This window comes from Lysobacter sp. CCNWLW3 (assembly GCF_036697405.1).
Classification (GTDB): Bacteria; Pseudomonadota; Gammaproteobacteria; order Xanthomonadales; family Xanthomonadaceae; genus Lysobacter.
Window position 1 is genome coordinate 172,440 of record NZ_JBAHWA010000004.1, and the last position, 23,618, is coordinate 196,057.

Consider the following 23,618-nt stretch of genomic DNA (forward strand, 5'->3'; position numbering starts at 1 on the left):
CGCTGTCGATGCATTCGCCTCAGCGCTTGTAGCGACGCTGCTCCTTCGCTCCGAACTTCGTCCAATGCGCTTTGGCCGTATCCGCGCCGCTGACCCCCGTCGTGCGCAGCACGGGGTTCATATCGACATACACCGCGTGGGAGAAATCCGGCGGCGCGCTGTAACGATACAGACGCCCCTCGTGCATGCCGTACTGCAGATAGTGCGTCGTCGCCCCGATCTGGTTCGTGTGCCCGGCCAGCGCCACGTCCGGATTGAGGAACAGATAGCTGCGCCACTGGAACCCATCGGGGCACCGGTCGAAATCCAGGGCCTGCGAATAGCCGTCGGCGAACAGGCCGAAGTTGGCGTTCAGTACCCGCCCATAGTCGCCTATGGGAGCGCCGTGGACGTAGATGCGCTTCCAGAACGAGTACAGGCCCAAGGCCCTGGGGTCGTCGACGCAGGCCAGCGGCATGTGCTTGTTCTGATAGGGCACGGCGATACCGACCACCGCATGGGCCGCGGTCGCCATGCAGTCCTCGATGAACGCCATCGCATCCGGCCCGAGCGGGTCGCGGTAGTGATGCTTCCATACGGCCAGCATCGTCCGGCTGAAGCCAATGCGCAGCGCCGCGTTGAAATCGCCACGGTCGTAACACTGCATCACGACCCGGTCCACGGCCCCCTGCATCTCGGCCTCGCGAAACACCTGCTGGGCGATGTACTCGTAGTCGGCGCTGGATCCGATGCTGCAGACCAGGGCCTTGCCGCCCTGGGCGCAGATCCGAATGGCCTCGGCCAGCCCGATCGGCGTCAAGCGTTCGTCGAAGCGGCTGCCCCGGAACTGCTGGCTCGACAACTGGCTGAACGGGCATTCGAAACCGTAACTCGCTTCGCTTCCCTCCCGTGCCACGATGACGCCGTCGCTGCAGCGGGCCAGATCCAGTTCGACGGCGTCCAAGACGCGGATGGAACGGCCGACCGCCTCCGCCGAGTTGCTGGCGTGATGGCCCAGGCAATCGCCCGCCTTGTGGGCGATCGTCGTGTTGCGCGCGAAAAACAGGTTGGCCATGGCCAGCGAGTCGGCTTGTACCGCAGGCGAAGCGCCACGGAGGGCCCGCTTCCGGGTCACCTCGTCCAGCTCGCAAGCCCTGACGATCTCTTCGACGATCGAGTCGGCGCTGTCCTGGCCTATCGCGGTGCCCTCCAGGATCCGCCGGCGCATGCGCCGCAGCGCTTCGGCGACGCAGGGATCGTCCGACATCACCGCTTCGACCGCGGCCCGGATGCCGCCGGGCTTGGTCGGATAGCCGCCGCAAAACAAGTCGGCCGTGCCGGCCACGTACGGAAAATCGTAGAGCGTGGCGTTGTTGTCCGAGTACTCCCCCAGCAGGATCTGTACGACCGGCTTGCCCAACGCGGCCGCCTCGAAAATGGTCGAAGACAGGTCCGAAATCAGGCAATCGGCATGCTTGAGCAACTCGCTCGCCGTCCCGCTCACGTTATCCGCGACATTCATCTTCGAGACATCCAGATACGCCGTCTCCGGATGCAGCAGAGTCACATGGTTCTCCACAGCGGCGATCTCGGCGATCGCCCTGGCCATGTCCGAATTGTTGGAGATATGCCAGGTGGGCGCGAACAGGATGATCGGCTTTGCGGGATCCAGCCGGTATCGCCTGGCGACCTCCTCACGCGTCGAGATCGGCGGCGACAGCAATTGCTTTGACTTGATGAAGCCCGCCGACCGCACCTTGTCGCTATGGTCGGCGCTGCCCGGGAAGAAGGTCAGCAGGGAGCGGGAATGATCCGGCCCCGCGGTTACGATAACGTCAAAAAAGTTGAAGCGGTCCTGGTCGGCCAGGAACCATTTGAGATTGCTGGCGCCGTGATCGACCAGCACTCTGGGCTTGTCCGCGTAGCCTCCCTGCGGCCGGCTCACCGGCAGGTTGAAATAGACCAGGCAGTCGCAATCCACCCCTTGCGGCAGCTGTTCGGCGGCGGTGATGATGGGCGCGACGTTCGCCGCAGTCAGCTCGTTGACCAGGCTGAGCGTGCAATCGTAGTGCTTCTTAATATAGGTATCGCCGAACAGCACTCGCTTGCATTTCAGCTTGTCCTCGATCCCGACCTTGACCTCGGTGGAAGACACGCCCGGCGTGCGCGGCAGATAGACGACTTCGCAGCTGACCCAGTCGAACTTGCCCTGCCAGTCGTCGCCCATGACCAGCACGTCCGCCTGATGCTCGCGGATGTACTGGTCCTTCTTGGCCAGGGAATCCTCGTAAAAGACCTCATCGACCGCCTTGAGCGCGGCCACGCACTCCATCCTGTGGCGCTGATCGAAGAATGAGCGCTTGCCCTTCTCGGCGTTCAACCGATCCGTCGACACGCCGACAACCAGGTAGTCGCCCAACGCCTTGGCGCGTTCCAGGATCCTGAGGTGACCGTCATGCAGCAGATCGAACGTACCGAACGTGATTATCTTCTTCATTCTGAAATCGCACCCATGCGACACCGCGCCAACGCTGCGATTCGCGTCAGAACCAGAAGCGAGAGGGAGCGAACCTGCTCATGGAGAAGTCCGCCACCTTGCGCGCGATCCCCGCCTCGATGGTCACGGCCGGCTCCTGCAGCAGGTGCAACTTGTCTCGCCCCACCACGCTCTCGAACTCGTCGCGCAAGCGGCGCGCGTGCTCGTCGCTGCCCCACTTACGGGCGAGGTAATAGCCGCCGGCGAGCATGGCCCGATGGCGCGCGCGCTCTTTGGCTTCGTCCTTCACCGCGGCGAATCGTGGGGTAACATCGTGAACGAAGCGCGCGGTGGGGCAAACCTTCAGCAGGCCGCCGATGAGCTTCACGCGCCACGACAGGTCGACGTCCTCGCAATACATGTGGATGCTTTCGTCGAAGCCGCCTATCTGCTGCCAGATCTTTCGCGGCATGGCGAAGCAGGCACCGGAGACCCAGGCGGTGTCCAATCTCACCGGGTCGTGCCACTTGGGGTGATCGATCGGCGCCGCCGAGGCTTCGATCAGGGCCTGGCCCTGGTAATGGTCGGAAAAGTCCGTCAGGGCCTTGACGCAACCGGGCGTGAAGTAACCGTCCGGATTGGCGCCGATGTAGAGCCTATCCACGCCGAAACAGCGTTTCATCAGTTCGTTGTGGGCGCGACCGAAGCCGATGTTCTCGCGGTTGCGATCCACGATCAGCCTATCGCCCAGGATCTTCCGGTACCTGGACTCGTTGGCCGCGTCGTTGACGTAGTACGCCCAATCGATGTCGTAGCCCTTGCTGATCGACACCTCGTTCTGGATCGAGGCCTTCAAGCGCTCGACCTCCTCGTTGGAGTTCTCGTACAGGACCACGCCGACGAAGGCTCGGCGGGCCTCCTTCCGCGCCTCGTGCCGCAGCGACGGGATCGAAGCGTGCGCGTAGGGCGTGGGCCAGGCCGGGCCGGCGATGCTGCCGGTGCCGCGGGTGCCCGCCAGGAAACCCTTGAGGTTCTTGTAGGTCTCGTCGCCAAACAGGTGCGCGGAGTTGCGCAGGAAGGCCTGGCTCACGCGTTCGTCCGGCGAGAATCGCCGGTTCTCTGACAGCCCGTACTGGACCAGGTGGATCAGGGGAATGACGTTCGCGGCCTCCAGGTCCGAGTTGGCGCTCATATAGAACGCCATGCTCGCGAAGCTGGAGCATTCCAGGTACTCGCTCCCCCACCGCCCCCCGGCCTGGAGGTACTGCTCGATCGGAACGCCCGAGGCCTCGCCGGCGCGGTCCTTCATGTCCGCGCGAAACACCGCGTTCTCGAAGAACGGCGACGGATCCGCGTCCGTGGCCTGCAGCATTTCGCGCAACCCGGCGTAGCGCTCGAAGATCGGATAGCGGCCGCGAGCATCGGCTTCGCGCGATTGGCGCTCGGGGTCGATCTGGTCGAGAATGAAATCGATGTCGAGCAACTGAGTGGGCGACCGGCCCTCGAAGTAGCCATGCCGAATGTAGTGCAGCAGCGGATTCATGCCGGCACCGCGGATGTCCTCGTTCCCTTCGAGATAGTGGCGTCCGTCGAACAGCGCCGAGGTAGCGGCTGCCCAGTACTTTTTGTTCTCCAGGTACAGGAACTCCAACGGCATCCCCGCCACGCCGGCGCGGTCCAGACCCAACGTCCGCGCCAGATAGTCCAGGTCCAGCAGCCCGGAGTCGCGCATGACGGATATCTCGGACAATCGATCGTTGAGCATGTCGATCCCTAGAAGTCGGACGCGAAGAGGTTGATTGGATAAGTGCTGCGAAGCCGATCCAGCTTGTCGCGGTTCTTCTTCCAGACCCGCTCCTTCTCGGCATCCTCCTTGCCGCCGTTGCGGCTGGGAGTGCTGTTGCTGTTGTCGCTGCGCAGGATGTACAGGCCGATCCTGCGCCCCAACGCTGAGAAGTCGCAGGGATTCGGCCCAGCCACCCGCAGCAGGAAATCGTAGTCCTCGACCCGGGACAGCTCGGAATGGAAGTACAACCGATCCCGATCGACCTTGGCGCAGTCGACCATGTAGGAGTGCAAGGGACAGAAATTGTCCTTGATCAGGTCCAACTTGTTCTTTCCGGTATAGGGGCTGCTGACCTCGTAGATGAAGTCGTAGTCGCGCAATCCGACTGCGCGCGCCTGCTCCATGCCCGCGAAGGAAACGGCCGCTTCGCTGTTCATCAAAGGCTTGCGCAGCACCTCATAGGCATGGGAGTAGAGGATGTCGTCGTAGTCGAGAAAGGCCAGAAAGCGGTTTTTGCGCTTCAGGCTCTCCTGTATTCCCAGATTCATCAGCGCCGAACGGGCATCCCCGCTCTTGCCGTCCGAGTAATTGACCACCACGGGCTGGGGCAGCCACTTGAAGAACCACTGGCCTTGGACGGCCTGTAGGGTCTTGTGCAACTCGGCCTCGCCGAAACGCTGGGTCACCACGATGGGTTGGACGGCGACGCCGGTCTGCGCATGCAGGCTCTGAATCGCACGTTCCAGTTTTCCCAGCGATCCGCAGTCGTGAAAGCGCACGACGACGCCGACCACGTCCCGCATCGCTCCTTCCCGATCGCGATCCTCCGGAGCGGTGCGCAGTACCGTCTTGTTCACTATGTCCATGATTTTCATTCAGCAAACCTCCACCACGGCCGCTCTCGCCATCGTCAAGGGCGCGCCCAATCTGTCCATCGACGCTCCGGCGCTTACCCTGAGGCCGCGCAGTAGGTCTTCCGGATCATGATTCCCGGGCGCGGACAGGCTCACCCGGAAACCGAACTTTCCGACCCCCTTGGCCAGAAACAGACGGACGTCCTCGCGATCCACGCGCTCGGGCGTAGCAGGCTCGCGCACTCCGCCCGCTTCGATGCATACCACCGCGACCTCTCTGCCCCTTTCGTCGACCGCCCAGCCCTCCAGATCGATCCGCCGGTCGACGATCCGGACCCGCTCGATCATTCCGGAGGAACTGCCGAACAACAGCGGATCGTTGGCGGCCACCTGCGCGCGCAGTTCGGCGCTGGCCGCCGACACGATGCTGCGATAGACGGACAGACCCTCGTCGATATCGCCGTAGTAGCGCATCCGCCCCTTGTCCAGCACCAGCGCCTTGTTGCACAGCCGCTTCTGCAGCTCCGCGCCATGACTGGCGAGCACGACGATGCGGCTTCCGTTGATGCGTCCCGTCAGCCGGTTACGCGCACGCTCGACGAACACGGCGTCGCCGGTGGCGATCCATTCGTCCATCAGCAGGATGTCGGGCTGAACGGCGGTGGATATGGCAAAGCCCAGGCGCATGCGCTGGCCGGCCGACAGCGTATGCAAGCGGTGACTGGCGCGCTCGCCCAGCCCGGCGAAGTCCAGGATATCGCCCAGCACGCCCTGGATCTGGCGCAGACGCAAGCCCATCGCGGTGCCGCGCAGCATGACATTCTCGCTCACGGTCGCGTACTCCGCGAAACCCAGGGTCGCGTTCAACAGCGACTGGGTAAGCCCACGGCTTTCCACCGTGCCCGAGCTGGGCAGGAACGCGCCGTTGAGGACGCGCAGCAGCGTGGTCTTGCCGGCGCCGTTCAGCCCCATCAGCGCGATCCTGTCGCCTTCCTCGGCGAGGAAGCTCAGCCTGGACAGGACCGTTACGTAGCGGCGCGTGCTGCCCGCCATGGTGGATCGGAAGAAGGATGCGGTCGGCGGAGACGCGTACTGCGCCTCCATCGGAAATTCCAGCGACACATCGCGTGCCCGCAAGTAGACCATGGATGCAGACTCCTCAAAGCCAAATGGGTATGCGTCGAGCCGCGCCCCGATACACCACGGCGGCGCCGAGCAGCCCCAACAGGGTCATCACCCCCAGATAGACGTAGGTCATCGGCTCGATCGGCTCGCCCAGCAGCGGGCCGCGGATCGCGATCATCAGGTGATGGAAGGGGTTGGCGCGCATCAAGGCGCCGTGGGGCGTTCCGGCTGGCGCGGATTCCGGATACCAGACGATGGGCGTGATCAGGAACAACACCATCATCGCGCTGGACATGAACTCGTGCATGTCGGGGAACCTGGCTCCGGCCGCGCCCAGCAACACCGCGTACAGGAACAGATTGACCATGACCACGACCAGGCCGCCCAGAGAGCCGACGATGCCCATCGGTTGCACGGCCGGCGACGCGATCACCACGATCGCGACGATCGGCTGCGACAGGACGAAGTAGTAGAAGGCCCGCGCCTGGGTGCGCAGCACGTAGTCGGTAAGGCGCAGATGTCCGTCGTATATGTAGGGTTTGTAGGTCAAGAACATCGACGTGGCGTCACTAAGCACGGTGGACATCAGCCTGAAGACCACGAAGCCGACACCGATGTGTGCCAGGAAACGCGCCTGGTCCAGTCCGGGCTGCAGCGCGGCGAGGAAGCCACCGAGCCCCCACACGTAGACCGCGGTTGGCATCAGTGTCCACAGCGCGCCCAAGCGCGTCTTGCGGTACTTGGTGACGGTATCGAGCCAACTGCCGTAGACCCAGTGATCGGGCCGGCGCAGGCTTTGCAGGAAGTGGGAGAACAACAGGGTCATGACGCTACCTTGGAGAGCGCATTCGATCGTCCGCCGCGACTGGTGCGGCTGATGCTCGTGCGTGGTGGAAAGGCGAGCTCGAAGTGCGGACTTTCCAGCGACAGATTGGGGTTGTAGGCGGGATCGCTGCCCAGCAGCTCGCCCCAGCGATTGAGCATCGTTTCCGACTCGGCGATAAAGCGGGCGCGCTTCTCCGGCGTGTTGTCCTGGCCGCGACTGGCCGACTCGTGGTGATAGAGCTCTGCGAAGGGCGTCCACACGTTGCGGTAGCCCAGCGCGTCGATGCGCAGGCACAGGTCTATGTCGTTGAAGGCGACGGCGAGGCCCTCGTCCATGCCGCCGACCTCATCGAATACCCGGCGCCTCACCGCCAGACAGGCACCGGTCACGGCGGTCAGGTTGTGCACGACTCCCGCGCGACCGAGATAGCCGTTGCTGCCCCTGCGCAGATTGAGATGGGCGTGCCCCGCGATCCCTCCGAGGCCGATGCCGAGTATCACGCCCGCGTGCTGGATCGTGTCTCCCGGGAAGTAGAGCATGCAGCCGACCGCACCGACCTCCTCGCGCGTCGCATGCAGTACCAACTCGCCCAGCCAATCTGGCCCTATCACTTCGGTATCGTTGTTGAGCATGCATACGATCTCGCCGGAGCTCTTCGCGACGGCGCGATTGATGATCGCCGAGAAATTGAACTCGTGCGGGTAATCGAGTACCCGGACCTTCTCGCGAGCGGCCAGCTCGCGCAGATAGTCGACCGTCTGCGATTGCACCGAACCGTTGTCGACCACCACCAGCTCGAAGTTCGGGTAAGCGGTCCGGGCCAGCACGCTTTCGACGCAGGTCCGCAGCAGGTCGACGCGATCCCGCGTGGGCACTATCACCGTGACCGACGGCGTAGCCAGACTCGGATCCCGCAATGCGCGGTAGTAGCCGTGATCCGTGATCTCGACACGCGAAGGGCGTCCTATCCTGGCCAGATGCTCTTCGACGGCGCGTCGCCCCGCTTCCTTCGTCGCAGCGGCGACGCCGGTTGCCGCCCCGTGCCGGAGCGTTCTGGCGTGGTAGAGCACTCTTGGAATGTGCACGATCTGCTCATCGCGCAGGCGCTCCACGCAGCGCAACACGAGATCGTGATGCTGCGCGCCCTCGAAGCCGGCGCGCAGGCATCCGACTTCTTTGACCAGGTCGAGATGAATCGCGGTGAGATGACAGAGGTAGTTCTGCGACCGCAGCAGGTCCGGGTTCCAGGCCGGTTTGAAGTTGGGCTCGCAGCGCCGGCCGGCCGTATCGATCTTGTCCTCATCCGTATACAGCAGGCGCGCATCGGCGTGCTCGGCAATCGCGCGCGCCACCTCGCGCAGAGCATCGACGGACAATTCGTCGTCCTGCCCGAGGAAGGCCAGGTAGCGGCCCTTCGCCAGGCCGATGGCCTCGTTGGCCGCCAGCTCGCCGCCACCGTAGCGACCCTCGCCGAACTGCAAGCAGATGCGACTGTCGCGCGAAGCGTATTCGTGCAGCAGGCTCGTCGCAGCGGGCGCGCCAGCGGCGTCGGCGACCACGCACAGCTGCCAGCGGCCGTAGCTCTGGCCGAGCACGCTGTCGATGCAGCGCTTGAGCAACGCTGGCTGGACATCGCCGATCGCAAGCGCCAGCGATATCTCCGGTGCGTCCGGCCCCAGCTCGATACGGTCCGGCCGAGCGATGTCATCGTGGCGATCGGCGGCGACGGGCTTCGCGTCGAAGCGGACGACCCACTGTTGATAGGACAGGGCCCGGTCGCGCAGGGCATCGCGGTATTGCTGCTTCAAAGTCTCCGCCGCGTCGCTTACGCCTTCGCGCAGGGCACGGCGGAGAAAGCGGAACAGATCGGACCAGAGGCGCAGGCCGCCCGGTCGCAAGCCGCCGCCCCGCACGCCTCTGAGCATCCCTAGCACCGCGCGCAACCGCGAGATGCGCCGCATCCGGAATCCGCGCACGCCGAAGCTGGCCGCGCATTGGGTCGGATCGAAGCGCAGTGCTCTGAGCGGAGCATTGATAAGCACGACCGTGCGCAGGTACTCGCCCGAGCGCACGGGCTCGGCGACGGCGATCCGGGTGTGTTCGCTTTGGCCTTCGCCGTAGTCCGGGTATAGGCAGGGCGCGACGATGCCGCCCTCGCCCAGTTCGAAAGCCACGCGCAGTTGGTACCAGCCCGGTGCCGGCAGCGCGTAGCCGGGACGCGCGCGAAGATCGAAGCGAGGGTCGTCGCCCTCGGCATTGCATTCCCAGGCATCGCCCCGGCCAACGACGCGCAGCTGATGAACCGGAACCAGCTCCAACGCTACCGCGCGACCGGGAATCCGCCGCACGATGCCCCCCCACAACCGCCTGAACATCAAAACACGCCCCTCATGCATTTCTGACGCTGCGTCCCGTCGCCCGGCACTTCGAATACGGCGGCCGCAACGCAACTCAACCGACACGCCCCCACCCGCCAAACGATCTTTTCATCCCGTTTAGAGAATATCAACCTAATTAGGATTCAGTTATCCATTTATGAACGCCTTGCCGCCCCACGCGTCCTGGAGCGGATCGCCGAACCGCAGCCGCCGGCCCGGGGCGGCACGCTGCTAAAGCACGCTTCGCTGAAACTTGAGGGAGAAATCGCGCAGTTCCCGCCGAGGCGGACGCTCGGCCGCGGACGGCACGTCCGACGCACTCTTCATGCGCCCGGCGAGCGGAAATTTTCTGTATGGAGAATGGGCGGCCGATCGCCGGATTCCACGACGGCCTGTCGTAGCACAAACGAAAACGGCCGGTAGCTGCGCGCTACCGGCCGGTTCGGGGCATTGCGGGAAACGGGAGCGTTTAGCCGGCGGCGTAGCGATCGGTCGCGCGCACCAGGGCGTCGACGTTCTCGGCCTCGAAGGCGGAGTGCCCGGAGGCCGGGGTGATGGTCAGTTCGGCGCCCGGCCAGGCCTGCTTGAGGTCCCAGGCGTTCTGCACCGGGCAGACCACGTCGTAGCGGCCGTGGACGATGGTGCCGGGGATGCCGGCCAGGCGATGGGCGTCGCGCAGCAGCTGGTCCTCGACTTCGAAGAAGCCGCCGTTGACGAAGTAGTGGTTCTCGATGCGCGCGAAGGCGAGCGCGAAGGCGGCGTCCTCGTGGCCGCTGACGAAGTCCTCGTCCACGTGCAGGAAGCTGGTCGCGCCTTCCCACACGCTCCAGGCGCGCGCGGCGGCCAGGCGCTGGCGCTCGTCGTCGCTGGTGAGGCGGCGGTGGTAGGCGCTGATCAGGTCGTGGCGCTCGACCGGCGGGATCGCGGCCAGGTAGTGCTGCCAGGCATCCGGGAACAGGCGCGATGCGCCTTCCTGGTAGAACCACTCCAGCTCCCAGCGGCGCAGCATGAAGATGCCGCGCAGGACCAGTTCGGTCACCTGCTGCGGGTGGGTTTCGGCATAGGCCAGGGCCAGGGTCGACCCCCAGGATCCGCCGAACACCTGCCAGCGCTCGATGCCCAGGCGCGCGCGCAGGCGCTCGATGTCGGCGACCAGTTCCCAGGTGCCGTTGCCGACCAGGTCCGCGTGCGGGGTCGAGCGGCCGCTGCCGCGCTGGTCGAACAGCACGATGCGGTACTTGGCCGGGTCGTGGAAGCGGCGCATCTTCGGGCTGCAGCCCGCGCCGGGCCCGCCGTGCAACAGCACCACCGGCTTGCCGTCGGGGTTGCCGCACTGCTCGTAGTACAGGGTATGGCGGTCGTCGACCTGGAGCCTGCCCACGTCGTAGGGTTCGATCTCGGGATAGAGCGTGCGCATCGCGGAATCTCGCTGACGGAATGGTTCGAGTCTACTCAGGCGTGGCGCGCGGGCGATAGCGTATGCGCGCGCTGCGCGCCTGCGCTCAGTCGGCCGGCGCGCGCCCCAGGGTGACGCGGTCGCGGCCTTCGAGGTCGCGCTCGGTGGCGACTTCGACCAGGCCGGCGTCGCGCAGCAGGCCGCGCACGGCCATGCCCTGCTCCCAACCGTGTTCGATCAGCAGCCAGCCGCCGCGCTGCAGGTGCGCGAGCGCACCGGCGGCAAGCGCGCGGATCGCGTCCAGGCCGTCGGCGCCGGAGGCCAGCGCGGTGCGCGGCTCGTGACGCAGGTCGCCCTGTTCGAGGTGGGCGTCGTCCTCGGAAATGTAGGGCGGGTTGCTCACGACCAGTTCGTAGCGCTCGCCGGCCAGCGGCGCGTACCAGTCGCCGTTGCGGAATTCGACATTGGCCAGCGCCAGCGCGCGCGCGTTGTCGGCGGCCACGCCCAGGGCGTCTTCGCTGGCGTCGGTGGCGACCACGCGCGCGGCCGGACGTTCGCGCGCCAGCGCCAGCGCGATCGCGCCGCTGCCGGTGCCGAGATCGGCGATGCGCGCGATCCGGCCGGCGGGCAGGCGCGCCAGCGCCAGCTCGACCAACAGTTCGGTTTCCGGGCGCGGGATCAGGGTCGCGGGCGTCACGCGCAGGTCGAAGCTCCAGAAGCCGCGCTGCCCGAGCAGATAGGCGACCGGCTCGCCGTCGGCGCGGCGCGCGACCAGGGAGCGGTAACGGCGCGCGAGTTCCTCGGCGATCACGTCGTCGCCGTGCGCGAACAGCCAACTGCGCGGCTTGCCCAGGGCATGGGCGAGCAGCAGCTCGGCTTCGGCGCCGTCGTCCAGGCGGCCCCTGGCTTCGCGCAGCAGCAGGTCGATGCGGTTCATCGTCGGTGTCCTTCCCGTGCGGTTCTGCGCCGGCGCGCTCCGCGCCCGGCGAATCCAGCGGCACATCCTACGCGAGCGCGGGCCGCTGCCCGCATCCGCGGCCGCAAAAGCGACCGCCGGCACAGTGGCCGGCGGTCGGGGTGCACGGACAGGCGTGCGACCGTTCGGGGCCGTACGCGTCGCGATCGGATGCGGATCAAGCCGCTTGCTGTTCCAGGGTCACCGCGACCGCATGGATCACGGCCCCGATCTTCAGTGCGCTTTGCACACCAAGAGCACTGATTTCGTGCTTACGCAGCACGCGCTCGTGCGAGTCCATGCAGGCGCCGCAGCCGTTGATGGCCGACACCGCCAGCGAGGCCAGCTCGAAGCTCATCTTGTCGATACCGGGGTTGGCCATCACGTTCATGCGCAGGCCGGCGCGCAGCTGGCCGTATTCCTGGTTCTCGATCAGGTGGGTGGCGCGGTAATAGATGTTGTTCATCGCCATCACCGCCGCCGCGGCGCGGGCGCCGTCGAGCTCCTGCGGCGAAAGCTGCTCGGCGGCGAAGGTTTCGATCGCGGCGACCAGCGGCTTGTGGCGCGAGGCGATCGCCGAGGCCAGGGCGATGGCGCGGATCTGCTTGCCGTCCAGGCCCTGCGCACCGGCGTCGCTGAGCACGCTGTCGAGGTTGAGCTTGAGGTCCTTGGCGTAGTCGGGCAGCGAGTTGCGAAGATCGGAAAGGCTCATCGAAGGGCTCCTGGAGGCTGCGATAGCGCAGCGATGGAATCGGGGGCGCGAGCCGGCGTCGACGCTGGCTGGCATGCGGCGCGGGGCCAGCGGCTGGCGGACGACGGGTTCGCTGCGGTCTTGCGCTGCGGGTCGCGGCGCGGCGATAAAAACAGCCGGGGCGTACCCCGGCTGCGGGCATCCCGCACGGGAGGGAGGGGAGAGCCGGGGGTGAAACCGGCCCGCGTGCGGGTGGTGCCTGAAAAGATCTGCGCCGACCGCGTTCGCAGGCGGCGCAGGTGAAACCGGACGTTAACGCTGAGGTCGGAGCCGGGCGCGACCCACGGAGATCCGCGGCCTGGCTCGCCGATCCGGCTGACGGATCAGGCGACCTTCAGCGTGTTGTCGCCCGAGTTCCAGTTGCAGGGGCACAGCTCGTCGGTCTGCAGGGCGTCCAGCACGCGCAGGACTTCCTGCGGGTTGCGGCCGACCGAACCGTCGGTGACGTAGACGAAGCGGATCACGCCTTCCGGATCGACCAGGAAGGTCGCGCGCTGGGCCACGCCTTCGTCGCTGAGGATGCCCAGCGCCGAGGTCAGTTCCTTCTTGATGTCGGCCAGCATGGGGAACGGCAGGTCGCGCAGGTCCTTGTGGTCCTTGCGCCAGGCCAGGTGCACGAACTCGCTGTCGGTCGACGCGGCCAGGACCTGGCAATCGCGGTCCAGGAACTGCTGGTTGAGGTCGCCGAAGCCCTTGATCTCGGTCGGGCAGACGAAGGTGAAGTCCTTCGGGTAGAAGAACACCAGCAGCCACTTGCCCTTGTAGGTGTCGTTGTCGATGTCGGCGAAGGCGCTGTCGAGGCTCTCGATGCCGACGGTCGCCTTGACCTTGAATTTCGGGAACTTTTCGCCGATGGAAAGCATGCGCACAACTCCTTGATTAAGGGATGGAAGGGGTAGCAAAGGGGGGTTGGATGCCGCGGACCGCATCCGATGACGCTATGTTGCAGGACAGCATTTGATTAAAGAAATGAATTGTTCCTATGATGGCGATAGCCTACCTCAATGAACATTCCTCCGGAACCCGAGCCGATCGCCGTATGAATCTCCGCGACCTCAAATATCTGGTCGCGCTGGCCGATCACAAGCACTTCGGTCGCGCCGCCGCCGCCAGTTTCGTCAGCCAGCCCACGCTCTCGACCCAGATCAAGAAGCTGGAGGACGAGCTGGGCGTGTCCCTGGTCGAACGCGCGCCGCGGCGGGTGATGCTGACGCCGGTCGGGCGCGACATCGCCGATCGCGCGCGCAAGGTGATCGCCGATGTCGAGCAGATGAGCGAGATCGCGCGCCGCAGCCAGGACCCGGAAGCCGGCACCGTGCGCCTGGGACTGTTCCCGACCCTGGGCCCCTATCTGCTGCCGCACGTGGTGCCGGGCCTGCGCAAACGCTTCCCGCGCCTGGAACTGCTGCTGGTCGAGGAGAAAACCGACCAGATCCTGGCCCGCCTGCGCGACGGCCGCCTCGACGCCGGCCTGCTGGCGCTGCCGGTGCACGACGATCAGCTGCATATCGAACCGCTGTTCGACGAACCCTTCCTGCTCGCGGTGCCGCAACAGCACCCGATGGCCGCGCAGGATTCGCTGGAACTGCACGACCTGGACGATCAGCACCTGCTGTTGCTGGAGGAAGGCCACTGCCTGCGCGACCAGGCCCTGGACGTGTGCCGCCTGGCCGGCGCCGACGAGCGCGACGGTTTCCGCGCCACCAGCCTGGAAACCCTGCGCCAGATGGTCGCGGCCGGGGTCGGCATCACCCTGTTGCCGATGCTGGCGGTGCAGCCGCCGGTGCCGGCCTCGCCCGATATCCAACTGCTGCGTTTCCGCGGCGACGCTCCGCATCGCCAGATCGCCATGCTGTGGCGGCGCAGTTCGGCGATGTCGGACTTTCTCAGCGAACTGGCCGCGGAACTGCGCAAGCTGCCGCAGGCGCTGCTGCAACCGCCCAAGCCGCCGGCAGCGGCCAAGCCGCGCCGCCGCGCCGAACGCGCGCACTGACGAGAACGCACCCGCGGCCCGTCGCTCCGCACTTCAGCGCCGCGCCGGGGCGCGCAGCGAACCTCGTCTCGCCCTCAGCCGCCCACGCCGATCGGGCAGCTCACGCCGGTGCCGCCCAGGCCGCAGTAGCCCATCGGGTTCTTGGCCAGGTACTGCTGGTGCTCGTCCTCGGCGTAGTAGAAGCTTGGCGCCGGAAACACGATCTCGGTGCTGATCCGTCCGTAGCCGGCCTCGTGCAGGCGCGCCTGGAAGGCGTCGCGGCTGGCCAGCGCGGCGCGGTACTGGGACTCGTCGCCGCAATGGATCGCCGAACGGTACTGGGTGCCGACGTCGTTGCCCTGGCGCATGCCCTGGGTCGGGTCGTGGTTTTCCCAGAACGTCTGCAGCAGGCTGTCGAACGAGACCTGGGCGGGGTCGTAGACCACCAGCACCGCCTCGGTGTGGCCGGTCTGGCCGCTGCAGACTTCGCGATAGGTCGGATTGGGCGTGTAGCCGCCCGAGTAGCCGACCGCGGTGGTGACCACGCCCGGCAGCGACCAGAACTTGCGCTCCGCGCCCCAGAAGCAGCCCATGCCGAACTGCACCTGGGCCAGGCCCGCGAACGCATCGGGCCCGCCGCGCAACGGCCGGCCGTGCACGTAGTGGGCGTCGTGCAGCGGCAAGGGCTGGTCGCGGCCCGGCAGCGCGTCCTGCGCCTGCGGCAGACGTTGTTTGTAGGCGCCGATACCCAGCATGTCCGACTCCGGTGCGATCACGGGGGAATCCGTGGCTCAGAAATGCGGCGCCGGGCCCGCTGTTTCAAGGGTTTCGACGCGGCGCCGGGGCGCCGGTCGCCCACCCGAAATGGCGACCGGCGTTGGCGATCGCGGACCCGCGGCGAGAACCGCGACCGCGTTCGCGGTCCGCCGCGCGCGATCGCAGGATGCTCGCAGGGCTCCGCCCGGTCCACAGGGGGATGCCGCGCCGGCGGCATCGCGACCGCGGCGAGGACCTCCCCCGCCAAGGAACCGACCGATATGCCCGCGAACGCTAGCCTGCGCGCCTGGTGCGCCTCCACCCTGCTGTCCGGCCTTGCCCTGCTGAACGCCGCGCCGGCGCTGGCCGCCGACGAATTCGGCGGCGACTGGGACGACCCGCGCACCGCCGACCCCGCGGTCGCGCGCCCGCCGACCGCCCATTGCACGGTCGAGATCCTCGACACCAGCTTCGCCGACTTCGACTGGCACTACGGCCAGATCGCGCCGCCGGCGGCCTGCCCCGGGCCCTGGAACAAGGTCGTGCTGGAGATGGACGGCGCGGTCAAGGGCGTGCAGTACGACCGCCTGGGCTATCTGCAGATCGGCGGCATGACCGTGTTCTCGACCAGCACGCCCGAGCCTTCGCGCGAAGGCATTCAATGGCATGTGGAGAAGGACATCAGCGCCTACGCCAGCCTGCTCGAGTCGCCGCAGCAGGTGCGCATGTACCTGGGCAACGTGGTCAACCAGACCTACACCGGCGTGATCCACATCAAGGCGCGGGTGACGTTCTACAACGCCGATCGCCGCCACCCCGCCCTCGCCGCCGCCGACAGCGTCGTGGCGTTGGCCGGCGAGCGCCGCGACGGCGCCGACCAGGTCGGCGACGCCACCCTGCCGGCGAACGCGCAGCGCTGGGTCGCCGAGGTCTACGCCACCGGCTCCGGCGGCGGCTGCGAGGAGTTCTGGTATTTCACCGCGCCGCCGCAGGCCGACTACTCCTGCCCCGCGCAGCACGGCCCCTATCGCGAGGTGCAGGTGCTGATCGACGGCCGCGTCGCCGGCATCGCCATGCCCTACCCGCACATCTATACCGGCGGCTGGTCCAATCCCTTCCTGTGGTACGTGATGCCGGCGCCGCGCGCGTTCAACATCGAACCGATCCGCTACGAACTCACGCCCTACATCGGCCTGGTCAACGACGGCCGCCCGCACGAGGTCCGCTTCCGCGTCGCCAACCTGCCCGACGGCGCCTCGGGCTGGACATTGCAGCCGAACCTGCAGGTCTGGCGCGATCCCGGCCGCGCGGTCACGCGCGGCGGGCTGCTCGGCTACGAACTCGGCGCGCTGGCCAACGATCCGGCCTACAGCAGCCCGTCCACGGGCCGTTTCCAGGTCGACACCCGCGGCGGCCATCGCCTGCGCGCGAGCGGCTGGCTGGAAACCTCCAAGGGCCGCGTGATCACCCACGTCGACCGCATCGTCGGCAATCGCAACCTGCACCAATGGGACGAGGGCGAGTACCACGACGGCGTCAAGGGCGACTGGGACGACACCGAGACCGTGACCCGCATCGGCGGCGGCCTGCCTTCGGTGGCGGTGAATTCGCAGAGTTTCGGCTTCGACGGTTTGCTCAGCTTCGAGCCGGTCGAGGACCACTACCGGGTGACCACCGCGCTGAGCATCTACGACGACGCCAACGTCTTGCAGACACCGGCGCCGGGCGCCGCGCCGATCGCGCAGCTCAAGCGCAATCGCTTCGACGGCGAGGCGGGCTGGAACTACGGCGTGCCGCGCGATCAACGCCATGCGGTAGGCCATTCGACGCAGCGGCATCAGCGCTACGGCCGCCAGGGCTGCTACGACCATGAGATCGGGCAGAGCAATGGCTACGTGAACGTGGATAAGTATCGCTGCGGCGCGCCTTGAAGCACTCGCGCCGTTGGCGCGGCCTCACCCCACCTTCTCCCGCACGCGATTGAGTGCGGATCGGCATCGTCGCGGCTATGGGCTGCTCCGCGACGATGCGGTTCGCCTATGGCTCACCGCATCCTACGGGGTCGGTACGGGGGCGATCGCTTGGTCGGGTGGGCCCGGGGCCGTAGGGTGCGGTGGCAACCGCACCGTCGCGCGAATCGGCATCGTCGCGGTTGTCCGTTACCCCGCGACGACGCGGTTCGCCTGCGGCTCACCGCATCCTACGGGGGACCGCCGGCTTGCGGGCAGCGCTCAATAGCTCAACAAAGCATGCAAGCGTGCCGGACCTTGCCAGCGCCCGCGGCCGCCCAGGGCGGCCAGTTCGATCAGCACGCTCGCGCCGACCAGTTCGCCGCCCAGGCGCTCGACCAGGGTGCGCGCCGCTTCCAGGGTGCCGCCGGTCGCGAGCACGTCGTCGACGATCAGGGTGCGCTCGCCGGGCTTCAAGGCGTCGTCGCGCGCCTGCAGACGGTCGCTGCCGTATTCGAGCTGGTAGTCCACCGACACCAGCGGCGGCGGCAGCTTGCCCGGCTTGCGCAGCGGCACGAAGCCCGCGTGCAGCTTCTGCGCCAGCGCCGCGCCGAAGATGAAGCCGCGCGATTCGATCCCGCACACCGCCTGCACCTGGCTGCCCTGCCAGGGCTCGGCCAACGCGTCGATGCAGCGCGCGAAGCCGCCGGCGTCGGCGAGCAGCGGGGTGACGTCGCGGAACACGATGCCCGGCTTGGGGAAATCGGCGACGTCGCGGATCAGGTTTCGAATCGATTGCATGCGGGTCCTGCTGAAGAACAACCTGGGGAACGCGACGTCGGCCGGCGCCGGCGCCGCGATAATCGGAAAGGGAAGCGCGGCGGCCGGCTCAGGCCGGCAGCCAGCCGATCGCGCCGGGGTCGGGTTCGTCGTCCTGCTCGGCCTGCGCTTGCGGCGCCTCGCCCAGGGACAGTTGCTCGACGATGTCGCGCGCCTGCGGCCAGGCCGCCTCCGGCACGCAGACCTGGACCATGCCGAACACGGGCAGTTCGCCGATCCCGCCCAGCAGCGCCTCGCCCTTGAGGAAGACCGGAATGTCGGCCGCTTCCAGCGCGTGCCGCACCAGGTGGGCGTCGATCAGATTGGCGGCTTCGTAAACGACCTTCATCGTCGCGATCCTTCGGCCCAGCGGCCATTCGGTCCGGTTTCCAGCATACGCCGGCCGGCCCCGAGCGCGTAGACGCCCCATCCCCGCTTGGCCGGGAGCGGCGTGAGCCGCGACCGCGCCGCCGCCATGGTCCGCGGGCCGCGAACCGCATCCTTCCCGACCGAAATCGCCGCCGCTCTCCCAGCCGCGCCCGCCGCGACAGGGCACGGACACCCGCCAGCGGCTAAACTGGGCGTTCTTCCCTCCCCGTAAGTGCCGCATGTCCGTCGAGTCCGCCCCCGCCACCGATTCCGCCCCCGACGCCGCGCCGGTCAAGAACGACTTCATCCGGCAAATCGTTCGCGAGGACGTGGCCTCGGGCAAGCACGCGGCCATCCGCACCCGCTTTCCGCCCGAGCCCAACGGCTACCTGCACATCGGCCACGCCAAGGCGATCTGCCTGGACTTCGGCATCGCCCAGGAGTTCGGCGGGCGCTGCAACCTGCGCTTCGACGACACCAATCCGGCCAAGGAAGACCCCGAATACGTCGCCGCGATCCAGGAAGACGTGCGCTGGCTGGGCTTCGATTGGGCCGAGCTGCGCCACGCCTCGGACTACTTCGAACTGTTCTACCTGGCCGGCGAGAAGCTGATCCGCCAGGGCGACGCCTTCGTCTGCGACCTCAGCGCCGAGGAAGTGCGCGCCTACCGCGGCACCCTCAACGAGCCGGGCCGCAACTCGCCCTACCGCGACCGCAGCGTCGAGGAGAACCTGGACCTGTTCCGGCGCATGCGCGCGGGCGAGTTCGCCGACGGCGCGCGCACCCTGCGCGCCAAGATCGACATGGCCTCGGGCAACATCAACCTGCGCGATCCGGCCCTGTACCGGATCAAGAAGGTCGCCCACCAAAACACCGGCGACGCCTGGCCGATCTACCCGATGTACGACTTCGCCCATTCGCTCAGCGATTCCTGCGAAGGCATCACCCATTCGCTGTGCACGCTGGAGTTCGAGGACCACCGCCCGCTGTACGACTGGTGCGTGGCCAAGGTCGACCTGCCGAATTCGCCCGAGCTGCTGGCGCCGCTGCTAGCCAAGGGCCTGCCCAACGAGGCCGCGATCCCGCGCCAGATCGAGTTCTCGCGCGCCAACCTCAACTACACCGTGATGAGCAAGCGCAAGCTCATGGTGCTGGTGCAGGAAAAGCTGGTCGACGGCTGGGACGATCCGCGCATGCCGACCCTGCAGGGCATCCGCCGCCGCGGCTACACCCCGGCGTCGCTGCGCCTGTGGGTCGAACGCCTGGGCGTGAGCAAGCAGAACTCGGTGATCGACTACTCGGTGCTGGAAGGTTGCCTGCGCGAGGATCTCGACGCGGCCGCGGCGCGGCGCATGGCGGTGATCGACCCGCTCAAGCTGGTCATCACCAACCTGGGCGACGAGCACGAGGAATCGCTGCACTTCGCCAACCACCCCAAGGACGAAAGCTTCGGCGCGCGCCGGGTTCCGTTCTCGAACCAGCTGTGGATCGAGCGCGAGGACTTCGAGGAGGTCCCGCCCAAGGGCTACAAGCGCCTGATTCCGGGCGGCGAAGTGCGCCTGCGCGGCGCCGGCATCCTGCGCTGCGACGAAGTGATCAAGAACGCCGCCGGCGAGATCGTCGAACTGCGCGGCAGCCTCGACCCCGAGTCGCGCCCCGGCATGGCCGGCGCCGACCGCAAGATCAAGGGCACCATCCACTGGGTCAGCGCGCGCCATGCGGTCGCGGCCGAAGTGCGCCTGTACGACCGCTTGTTCGATGTCGCCGCGCCGGACGACGACAGCGACGGCAAGACCTATCAGGACCACCTCAACCCGAACTCGCGCCGCACCACCATCGGCTACGTCGAGCCCTCGGCCGCGCAGGCCGCGCCCGAGACCGCGTTCCAGTTCGAGCGCGTCGGCTATTTCGTCGCCGATCGCCACGATCACAGCCCCGCGCATCCGGTGTTCAATCGCAGCGTGACCCTGCGCGACACCTGGGCCAGCAAGGAATGAACGCCGTGCGCCTGCGCCGATCCGCCGTCGCGCTGCTGGCCGCGCTGCTGTTGTCGCTGCTGGCCGCCTGTTCGGCGCCGGCGCCCACGCCTGCGGCGGACAGCGCGACCGCCGCGCCCGCGGCCGCGGCGCCCGCGGCCGCGGCGCCCGCGCCTGAAGCCGCGCCGCCGGCGGCGCCGTTCCCGACCCCGGGCCAGCGTTCCGAAGCGCTGGAACCGCTGGCGATCGACATGGACCTGAGCTGCGCCAGCGACAACGATTGCGTGGTCAAGAACGTCGGCAACTGCTGCGGCCAGTACAACGCCTGCGTCAACCGCGGCAGCCCGGCCGACCCGTCGGCGGTGATGGCGCAGTGCGCGAAGGAAGGCAAGATGTCGATGTGCGGCTCGCCGGTGATCGCCGGCTGCGCCTGCGTCCAGGGCCAGTGCCGCGGCGTCGCGCCCCAGCTCGGAGCGCCGATGTGAGCGCCGCCCCGCTGCAGGCCAGGGTCGAGCTGCTGCTGCCCGACTGGATCGACGGTGCGGTCGATCGCGAGCGCCGCTACCCCGCCGACGAGGACAAGGTCGCGCTGGCGGTGGAACTGTCGCGCCGCAATATCGAAGTCGGCAGCGGCGGTCCGTTCGGCGCCGCGGTGTTCGACCACGAAGGCCACGTGATCGGCGTGGGCGTGAACCGGGTGGTGCCGCAGACCTGTTCGGTCGCGCACGCCGAGATGATGGCCTTCATGACCGCGCAGGCCGCGCTGGGCCGCTACCGCTTGAACGAAGCCGGCGCCATCACTCTGGCGACCTCGGCCCAGCCTTGCTGCATGTGCTACGGCGCCAGCTTCTGGGCCGGCATCGACACCCTGCTGATCGGCGCGCGCTCCGAAGACGTGATGGCCCTGACCGAATTCGACGAAGGCCCGCTGCCGGCGGACTGGATCGGCGAACTCGAACGCCGCGGCATCGCCGTGCGCCGCGATCTGCACCGCGAGGCCGCGCGCGAGGTGCTGCGGCGCTACGGCGAAAGCGGCGTAGCCTACTGAGGCATCGCTCCGCTTTGGGGTAGGAGCGGCGTAAGCCGCGACCCCCTCTGCCCTCGAGCCGCGCAGACCTTCGTGTCGGCGCGGTCGCGGCTTACGCCGTTCCTACCCACAAGCCATAGCGAGTTCAAACGATGACCGAGCAAGCGCTGTTTTGCTGGTGCCGCGCCGGCTTCGAGCCCGAGCTGGCGGCCGAACTCGGCGAACGCGCCGCCGTCGCCGGCCACCCCGGCTACGCGCGCACCGAGCGCGGCAGCGGCTATGTCGAATTCCTGTGCGAGGACGCGGCCGCGCTGGCGCGCGCCCTGCCGCTGTCGCGCCTGATCTTCGCGCGCCAGAAACTGCTGCGCGTCGCCGACCTGCGCGGGCTGGACCCGCGCGACCGCATCAGCCCGATCCTGGCCGCGCTCGACGCCCAGATCGCGGCCGGCGCGGTGCCGGCGCTGTACGGCGAACTGTGGGTGGAGCATCCCGACTCCGACGCCGGCAAGCCGCTGGCCGGCCTGGCGCGCAGCTTCGGCAACGCGCTGCGCCCGGCCCTGCGCAAGGCCGGCCGCCTCACCGCGCAGGACGACGCGCAGCGCCCGCGCCTGCACATCGTCTTCCTCGACGGCGACCACGCCCTGGTCGCGGTCGCCGACACCCGCGACGCCTCGCCGTGGCCGCTGGGCATCCCGCGCCTGCGCATGCACCCGGACGCGCCCAGCCGCTCGGCGCTGAAGCTGGAAGAAGCGCTGCTGACCCTGCTGGACGACGAAGAGCGCGAGCGCCTGGTGCGCGACAACATGCAGGCCGCCGATCTGGGCGCAGCGCCCGGCGGCTGGACCTGGGTGCTGATGCGCAACGGCATGAAGGTGACCTCGGTCGACAACGGTCCGCTGCGCCAGGCCCTGCTCGACAGCGGCCGCGTCGATCACCTGCGCGCCGACGGTTTCCAATGGCAGCCGCGCCGCACCGTCGACTGGATGGTCTGCGACATGGTCGAGCAGCCCAGCCGCGTCGCCGAACGCATGGCCACCTGGCTGCGCGAAGGCTGGTGCCGGCAGACCATCTTCAATCTCAAGCTGCCGATGAAGAAGCGCTGGGAAGAAACCCGGGTGTGCCTGGAACTGTTCGAACACCAGACCCATCGGCCGCTGGTCGTGCGCGCGCGCCAGCTCTATCACGACCGCGAAGAGATCACGGTGTACGCGCGGCCGCGCTGAAGCCGCATTCATCATCGTCGCGGCGCCGCGTTCAGCGGGCGTTGCGCTCGTTTACATCGGATTGACCGCCTCGGGTCTAGGGTCGCCCTGCCCCACACCGCACGAGGTCGCCGATGAACCCGCATGCGCTCAAACGCAGTACCCGCCTGAGCCGTATCTCGCTGTTGGCCTTGGCGCTCGCCGCCAGCGGCTTGAGCACGCACGGCTGGGCACAGGCCAAATCCAAGGTCGGCGCGCAGATCAACGCCAACGCCGACGCCAAGGTCGCGGTCGACGACGCACGCAATGCGCGCGACGACGCCGACGCCGCGCGCAACGCCGCACGCGCGGCCGCCGAGGCGCGCAAGGGCGGCGCCGTCACCGAACACGGCGCGGCGACCGCGGCCGCGACCGCCTACCAGGCCAAGCAATCCTCGCTCGACGCCCAGCACGCCGCCCACCGCGCGGTGAACGCGGCGCAGGACGCGCAGGCCGCGCAAACCGCCGCGCAGACCGGCGCCAACCCGGTCGGCGCCGCCGCCGAAGCCGGTCAGGCCGCGCTGGCGGCGCGCGATGCCAGCAGCGCGGCCGCCGACGCCAGCCTGCGCGCGCAGGCCGCCGCCGACGCCACCGCCCAGGCCACCACCGCGCCGCCGGTGTCGCGCGCCAGCGTCGGCTACCGCATCGACTTCCCGGCCCTGGACGGCGATCGCGACGGCCGCATCAACCGCGCCGAGGCCGGCGGCCACGCGGCGCTGACCGCGGACTTCCTGCTGCTCGACACCGACGGCGACGGTTACCTGAGCCCGCGCGAACTGGAAGGCAGGATGTAAGCGCCAAACCCGGTGGGCCGCAACGCGCGCCCGCCATGCAAGCCTCAGCGCGACGCCCCGAGCGATCGGGGCGTCGCGTATTCGGTGTCTGCGCATAGCCGGGCTTGCCATTGGGGTCCGTGCCTTCCGCCAGATGCGCGCGGCGGCGGTAACCGTATAGTCGGGCGGACGATCCCCTGGCCGCCGACT

Annotated in this window: 20 protein-coding genes; 7 read left to right on the forward strand and 13 right to left on the reverse strand. The window is 67.9% G+C overall.

All coding sequences use genetic code 11. The features are described 5' to 3' along the window. Positions 1-19 precede the first annotated feature (19 nt). From V1318_RS09680 to V1318_RS09725, 10 genes are all read right to left on the reverse strand, one after another. On the reverse strand, positions 20-2,476 hold the full coding sequence (locus V1318_RS09680) for an adenylyltransferase/cytidyltransferase family protein (RefSeq protein ID WP_332939433.1): 2,457 nt from the start codon (positions 2,474-2,476) through the stop codon (positions 20-22). Between the two features lie 46 nt (positions 2,477-2,522). Then, complete coding sequence (locus V1318_RS09685; protein ID WP_332939434.1) at positions 2,523-4,187, reverse strand: hypothetical protein; 1,665 nt, start codon at positions 4,185-4,187, stop codon at positions 2,523-2,525. A gap of 41 nt (positions 4,188-4,228) precedes the next feature. After that, entirely contained in the window at positions 4,229-5,116 is an 888-nt protein-coding gene (locus V1318_RS09690; RefSeq protein WP_332939435.1) for a glycosyltransferase family A protein, read from the reverse strand. Next, a complete protein-coding gene (locus V1318_RS09695) occupies positions 5,117-6,241 on the reverse strand; it encodes an ABC transporter ATP-binding protein (protein ID WP_332939436.1) in 1,125 nt (374 codons plus the stop codon). It lies immediately after the preceding gene. A 13-nt stretch (positions 6,242-6,254) separates the two neighbouring features. Next, on the reverse strand, positions 6,255-7,046 hold the full coding sequence (locus tag V1318_RS09700; protein WP_332939437.1) for a hypothetical protein: 792 nt from the start codon (positions 7,044-7,046) through the stop codon (positions 6,255-6,257). Further along, positions 7,043-9,421, reverse strand: coding sequence for a glycosyltransferase family 2 protein (locus V1318_RS09705; protein WP_332939439.1), 2,379 nt, complete (start codon positions 9,419-9,421; stop codon positions 7,043-7,045). Before V1318_RS09705 ends, V1318_RS09700 begins: the two co-directional genes overlap by 4 nt. Before the next feature lie 472 nt (positions 9,422-9,893). Further along, the gene (gene pip, locus V1318_RS09710) at positions 9,894-10,841 is read right to left on the reverse strand and encodes a prolyl aminopeptidase (RefSeq protein WP_332939440.1); all 948 of its coding nucleotides are present in this window, start codon (positions 10,839-10,841) and stop codon (positions 9,894-9,896) included. 85 nt (positions 10,842-10,926) lie between these two features. Beyond that, the gene (gene prmC, locus V1318_RS09715; RefSeq protein ID WP_332939441.1) at positions 10,927-11,757 is read right to left on the reverse strand and encodes a peptide chain release factor N(5)-glutamine methyltransferase; all 831 of its coding nucleotides are present in this window, start codon (positions 11,755-11,757) and stop codon (positions 10,927-10,929) included. Positions 11,758-11,953: 196 nt separating this feature from the next. Then, entirely contained in the window at positions 11,954-12,487 is a 534-nt protein-coding gene (locus tag V1318_RS09720; RefSeq protein WP_332939442.1) for a carboxymuconolactone decarboxylase family protein, read from the reverse strand. A gap of 362 nt (positions 12,488-12,849) precedes the next feature. Next, positions 12,850-13,389 carry a peroxiredoxin gene (locus V1318_RS09725; RefSeq protein ID WP_332939443.1) on the reverse strand — a complete coding sequence of 180 codons (540 nt, stop codon included), beginning with the start codon at positions 13,387-13,389 and terminating at the stop codon, positions 12,850-12,852. A gap of 176 nt (positions 13,390-13,565) precedes the next feature. Between V1318_RS09725 and oxyR the strand changes: the two genes are divergently transcribed. Continuing rightward, on the forward strand, positions 13,566-14,519 hold the full coding sequence (oxyR, locus tag V1318_RS09730; protein ID WP_332939444.1) for a DNA-binding transcriptional regulator OxyR: 954 nt from the start codon (positions 13,566-13,568) through the stop codon (positions 14,517-14,519). Positions 14,520-14,593: 74 nt separating this feature from the next. Here oxyR and msrA read toward each other — a convergent pair whose 3' ends face one another. Beyond that, positions 14,594-15,253: a peptide-methionine (S)-S-oxide reductase MsrA gene (gene msrA / locus V1318_RS09735; protein WP_332939445.1), complete on the reverse strand. Its 660-nt coding sequence runs from the start codon at positions 15,251-15,253 to the stop codon at positions 14,594-14,596. 282 nt (positions 15,254-15,535) lie between these two features. Between msrA and V1318_RS09740 the strand changes: the two genes are divergently transcribed. Then, complete coding sequence (locus tag V1318_RS09740) at positions 15,536-17,185, forward strand: peptide-N4-asparagine amidase (protein WP_332939446.1); 1,650 nt, start codon at positions 15,536-15,538, stop codon at positions 17,183-17,185. A 300-nt stretch (positions 17,186-17,485) separates the two neighbouring features. Here V1318_RS09740 and V1318_RS09745 read toward each other — a convergent pair whose 3' ends face one another. Together V1318_RS09745 and V1318_RS09750 are read right to left on the reverse strand one after the other, a co-directional pair. Continuing rightward, positions 17,486-18,004, reverse strand: coding sequence for an adenine phosphoribosyltransferase (locus V1318_RS09745; protein WP_332939447.1), 519 nt, complete (start codon positions 18,002-18,004; stop codon positions 17,486-17,488). 88 nt (positions 18,005-18,092) lie between these two features. Then, positions 18,093-18,371, reverse strand: a complete 279-nt coding sequence (locus tag V1318_RS09750) for a DUF2007 domain-containing protein (protein ID WP_332939448.1) — start codon at positions 18,369-18,371, stop codon at positions 18,093-18,095. A gap of 259 nt (positions 18,372-18,630) precedes the next feature. Between V1318_RS09750 and V1318_RS09755 the strand changes: the two genes are divergently transcribed. From V1318_RS09755 to V1318_RS09775, 5 genes are all read left to right on the forward strand, one after another. Further along, on the forward strand, positions 18,631-20,388 hold the full coding sequence (locus tag V1318_RS09755) for a glutamine--tRNA ligase/YqeY domain fusion protein (RefSeq protein WP_332939449.1): 1,758 nt from the start codon (positions 18,631-18,633) through the stop codon (positions 20,386-20,388). Positions 20,389-20,393: 5 nt separating this feature from the next. Then, positions 20,394-20,852 (forward strand): hypothetical protein, encoded by a 459-nt coding sequence (locus V1318_RS09760; RefSeq protein WP_332939450.1) that lies wholly within the window; start codon positions 20,394-20,396, stop codon positions 20,850-20,852. Then, positions 20,849-21,415: a nucleoside deaminase gene (locus V1318_RS09765; RefSeq protein ID WP_332939451.1), complete on the forward strand. Its 567-nt coding sequence runs from the start codon at positions 20,849-20,851 to the stop codon at positions 21,413-21,415. Before V1318_RS09760 ends, V1318_RS09765 begins: the two co-directional genes overlap by 4 nt. Positions 21,416-21,546: 131 nt before the next feature. Continuing rightward, positions 21,547-22,617, forward strand: coding sequence for a 23S rRNA (cytidine(2498)-2'-O)-methyltransferase RlmM (gene rlmM, locus V1318_RS09770; RefSeq protein ID WP_332939452.1), 1,071 nt, complete (start codon positions 21,547-21,549; stop codon positions 22,615-22,617). 113 nt (positions 22,618-22,730) lie between these two features. Further along, entirely contained in the window at positions 22,731-23,429 is a 699-nt protein-coding gene (locus tag V1318_RS09775; RefSeq protein WP_332939453.1) for a hypothetical protein, read from the forward strand. Positions 23,430-23,618 lie beyond the last annotated feature (189 nt).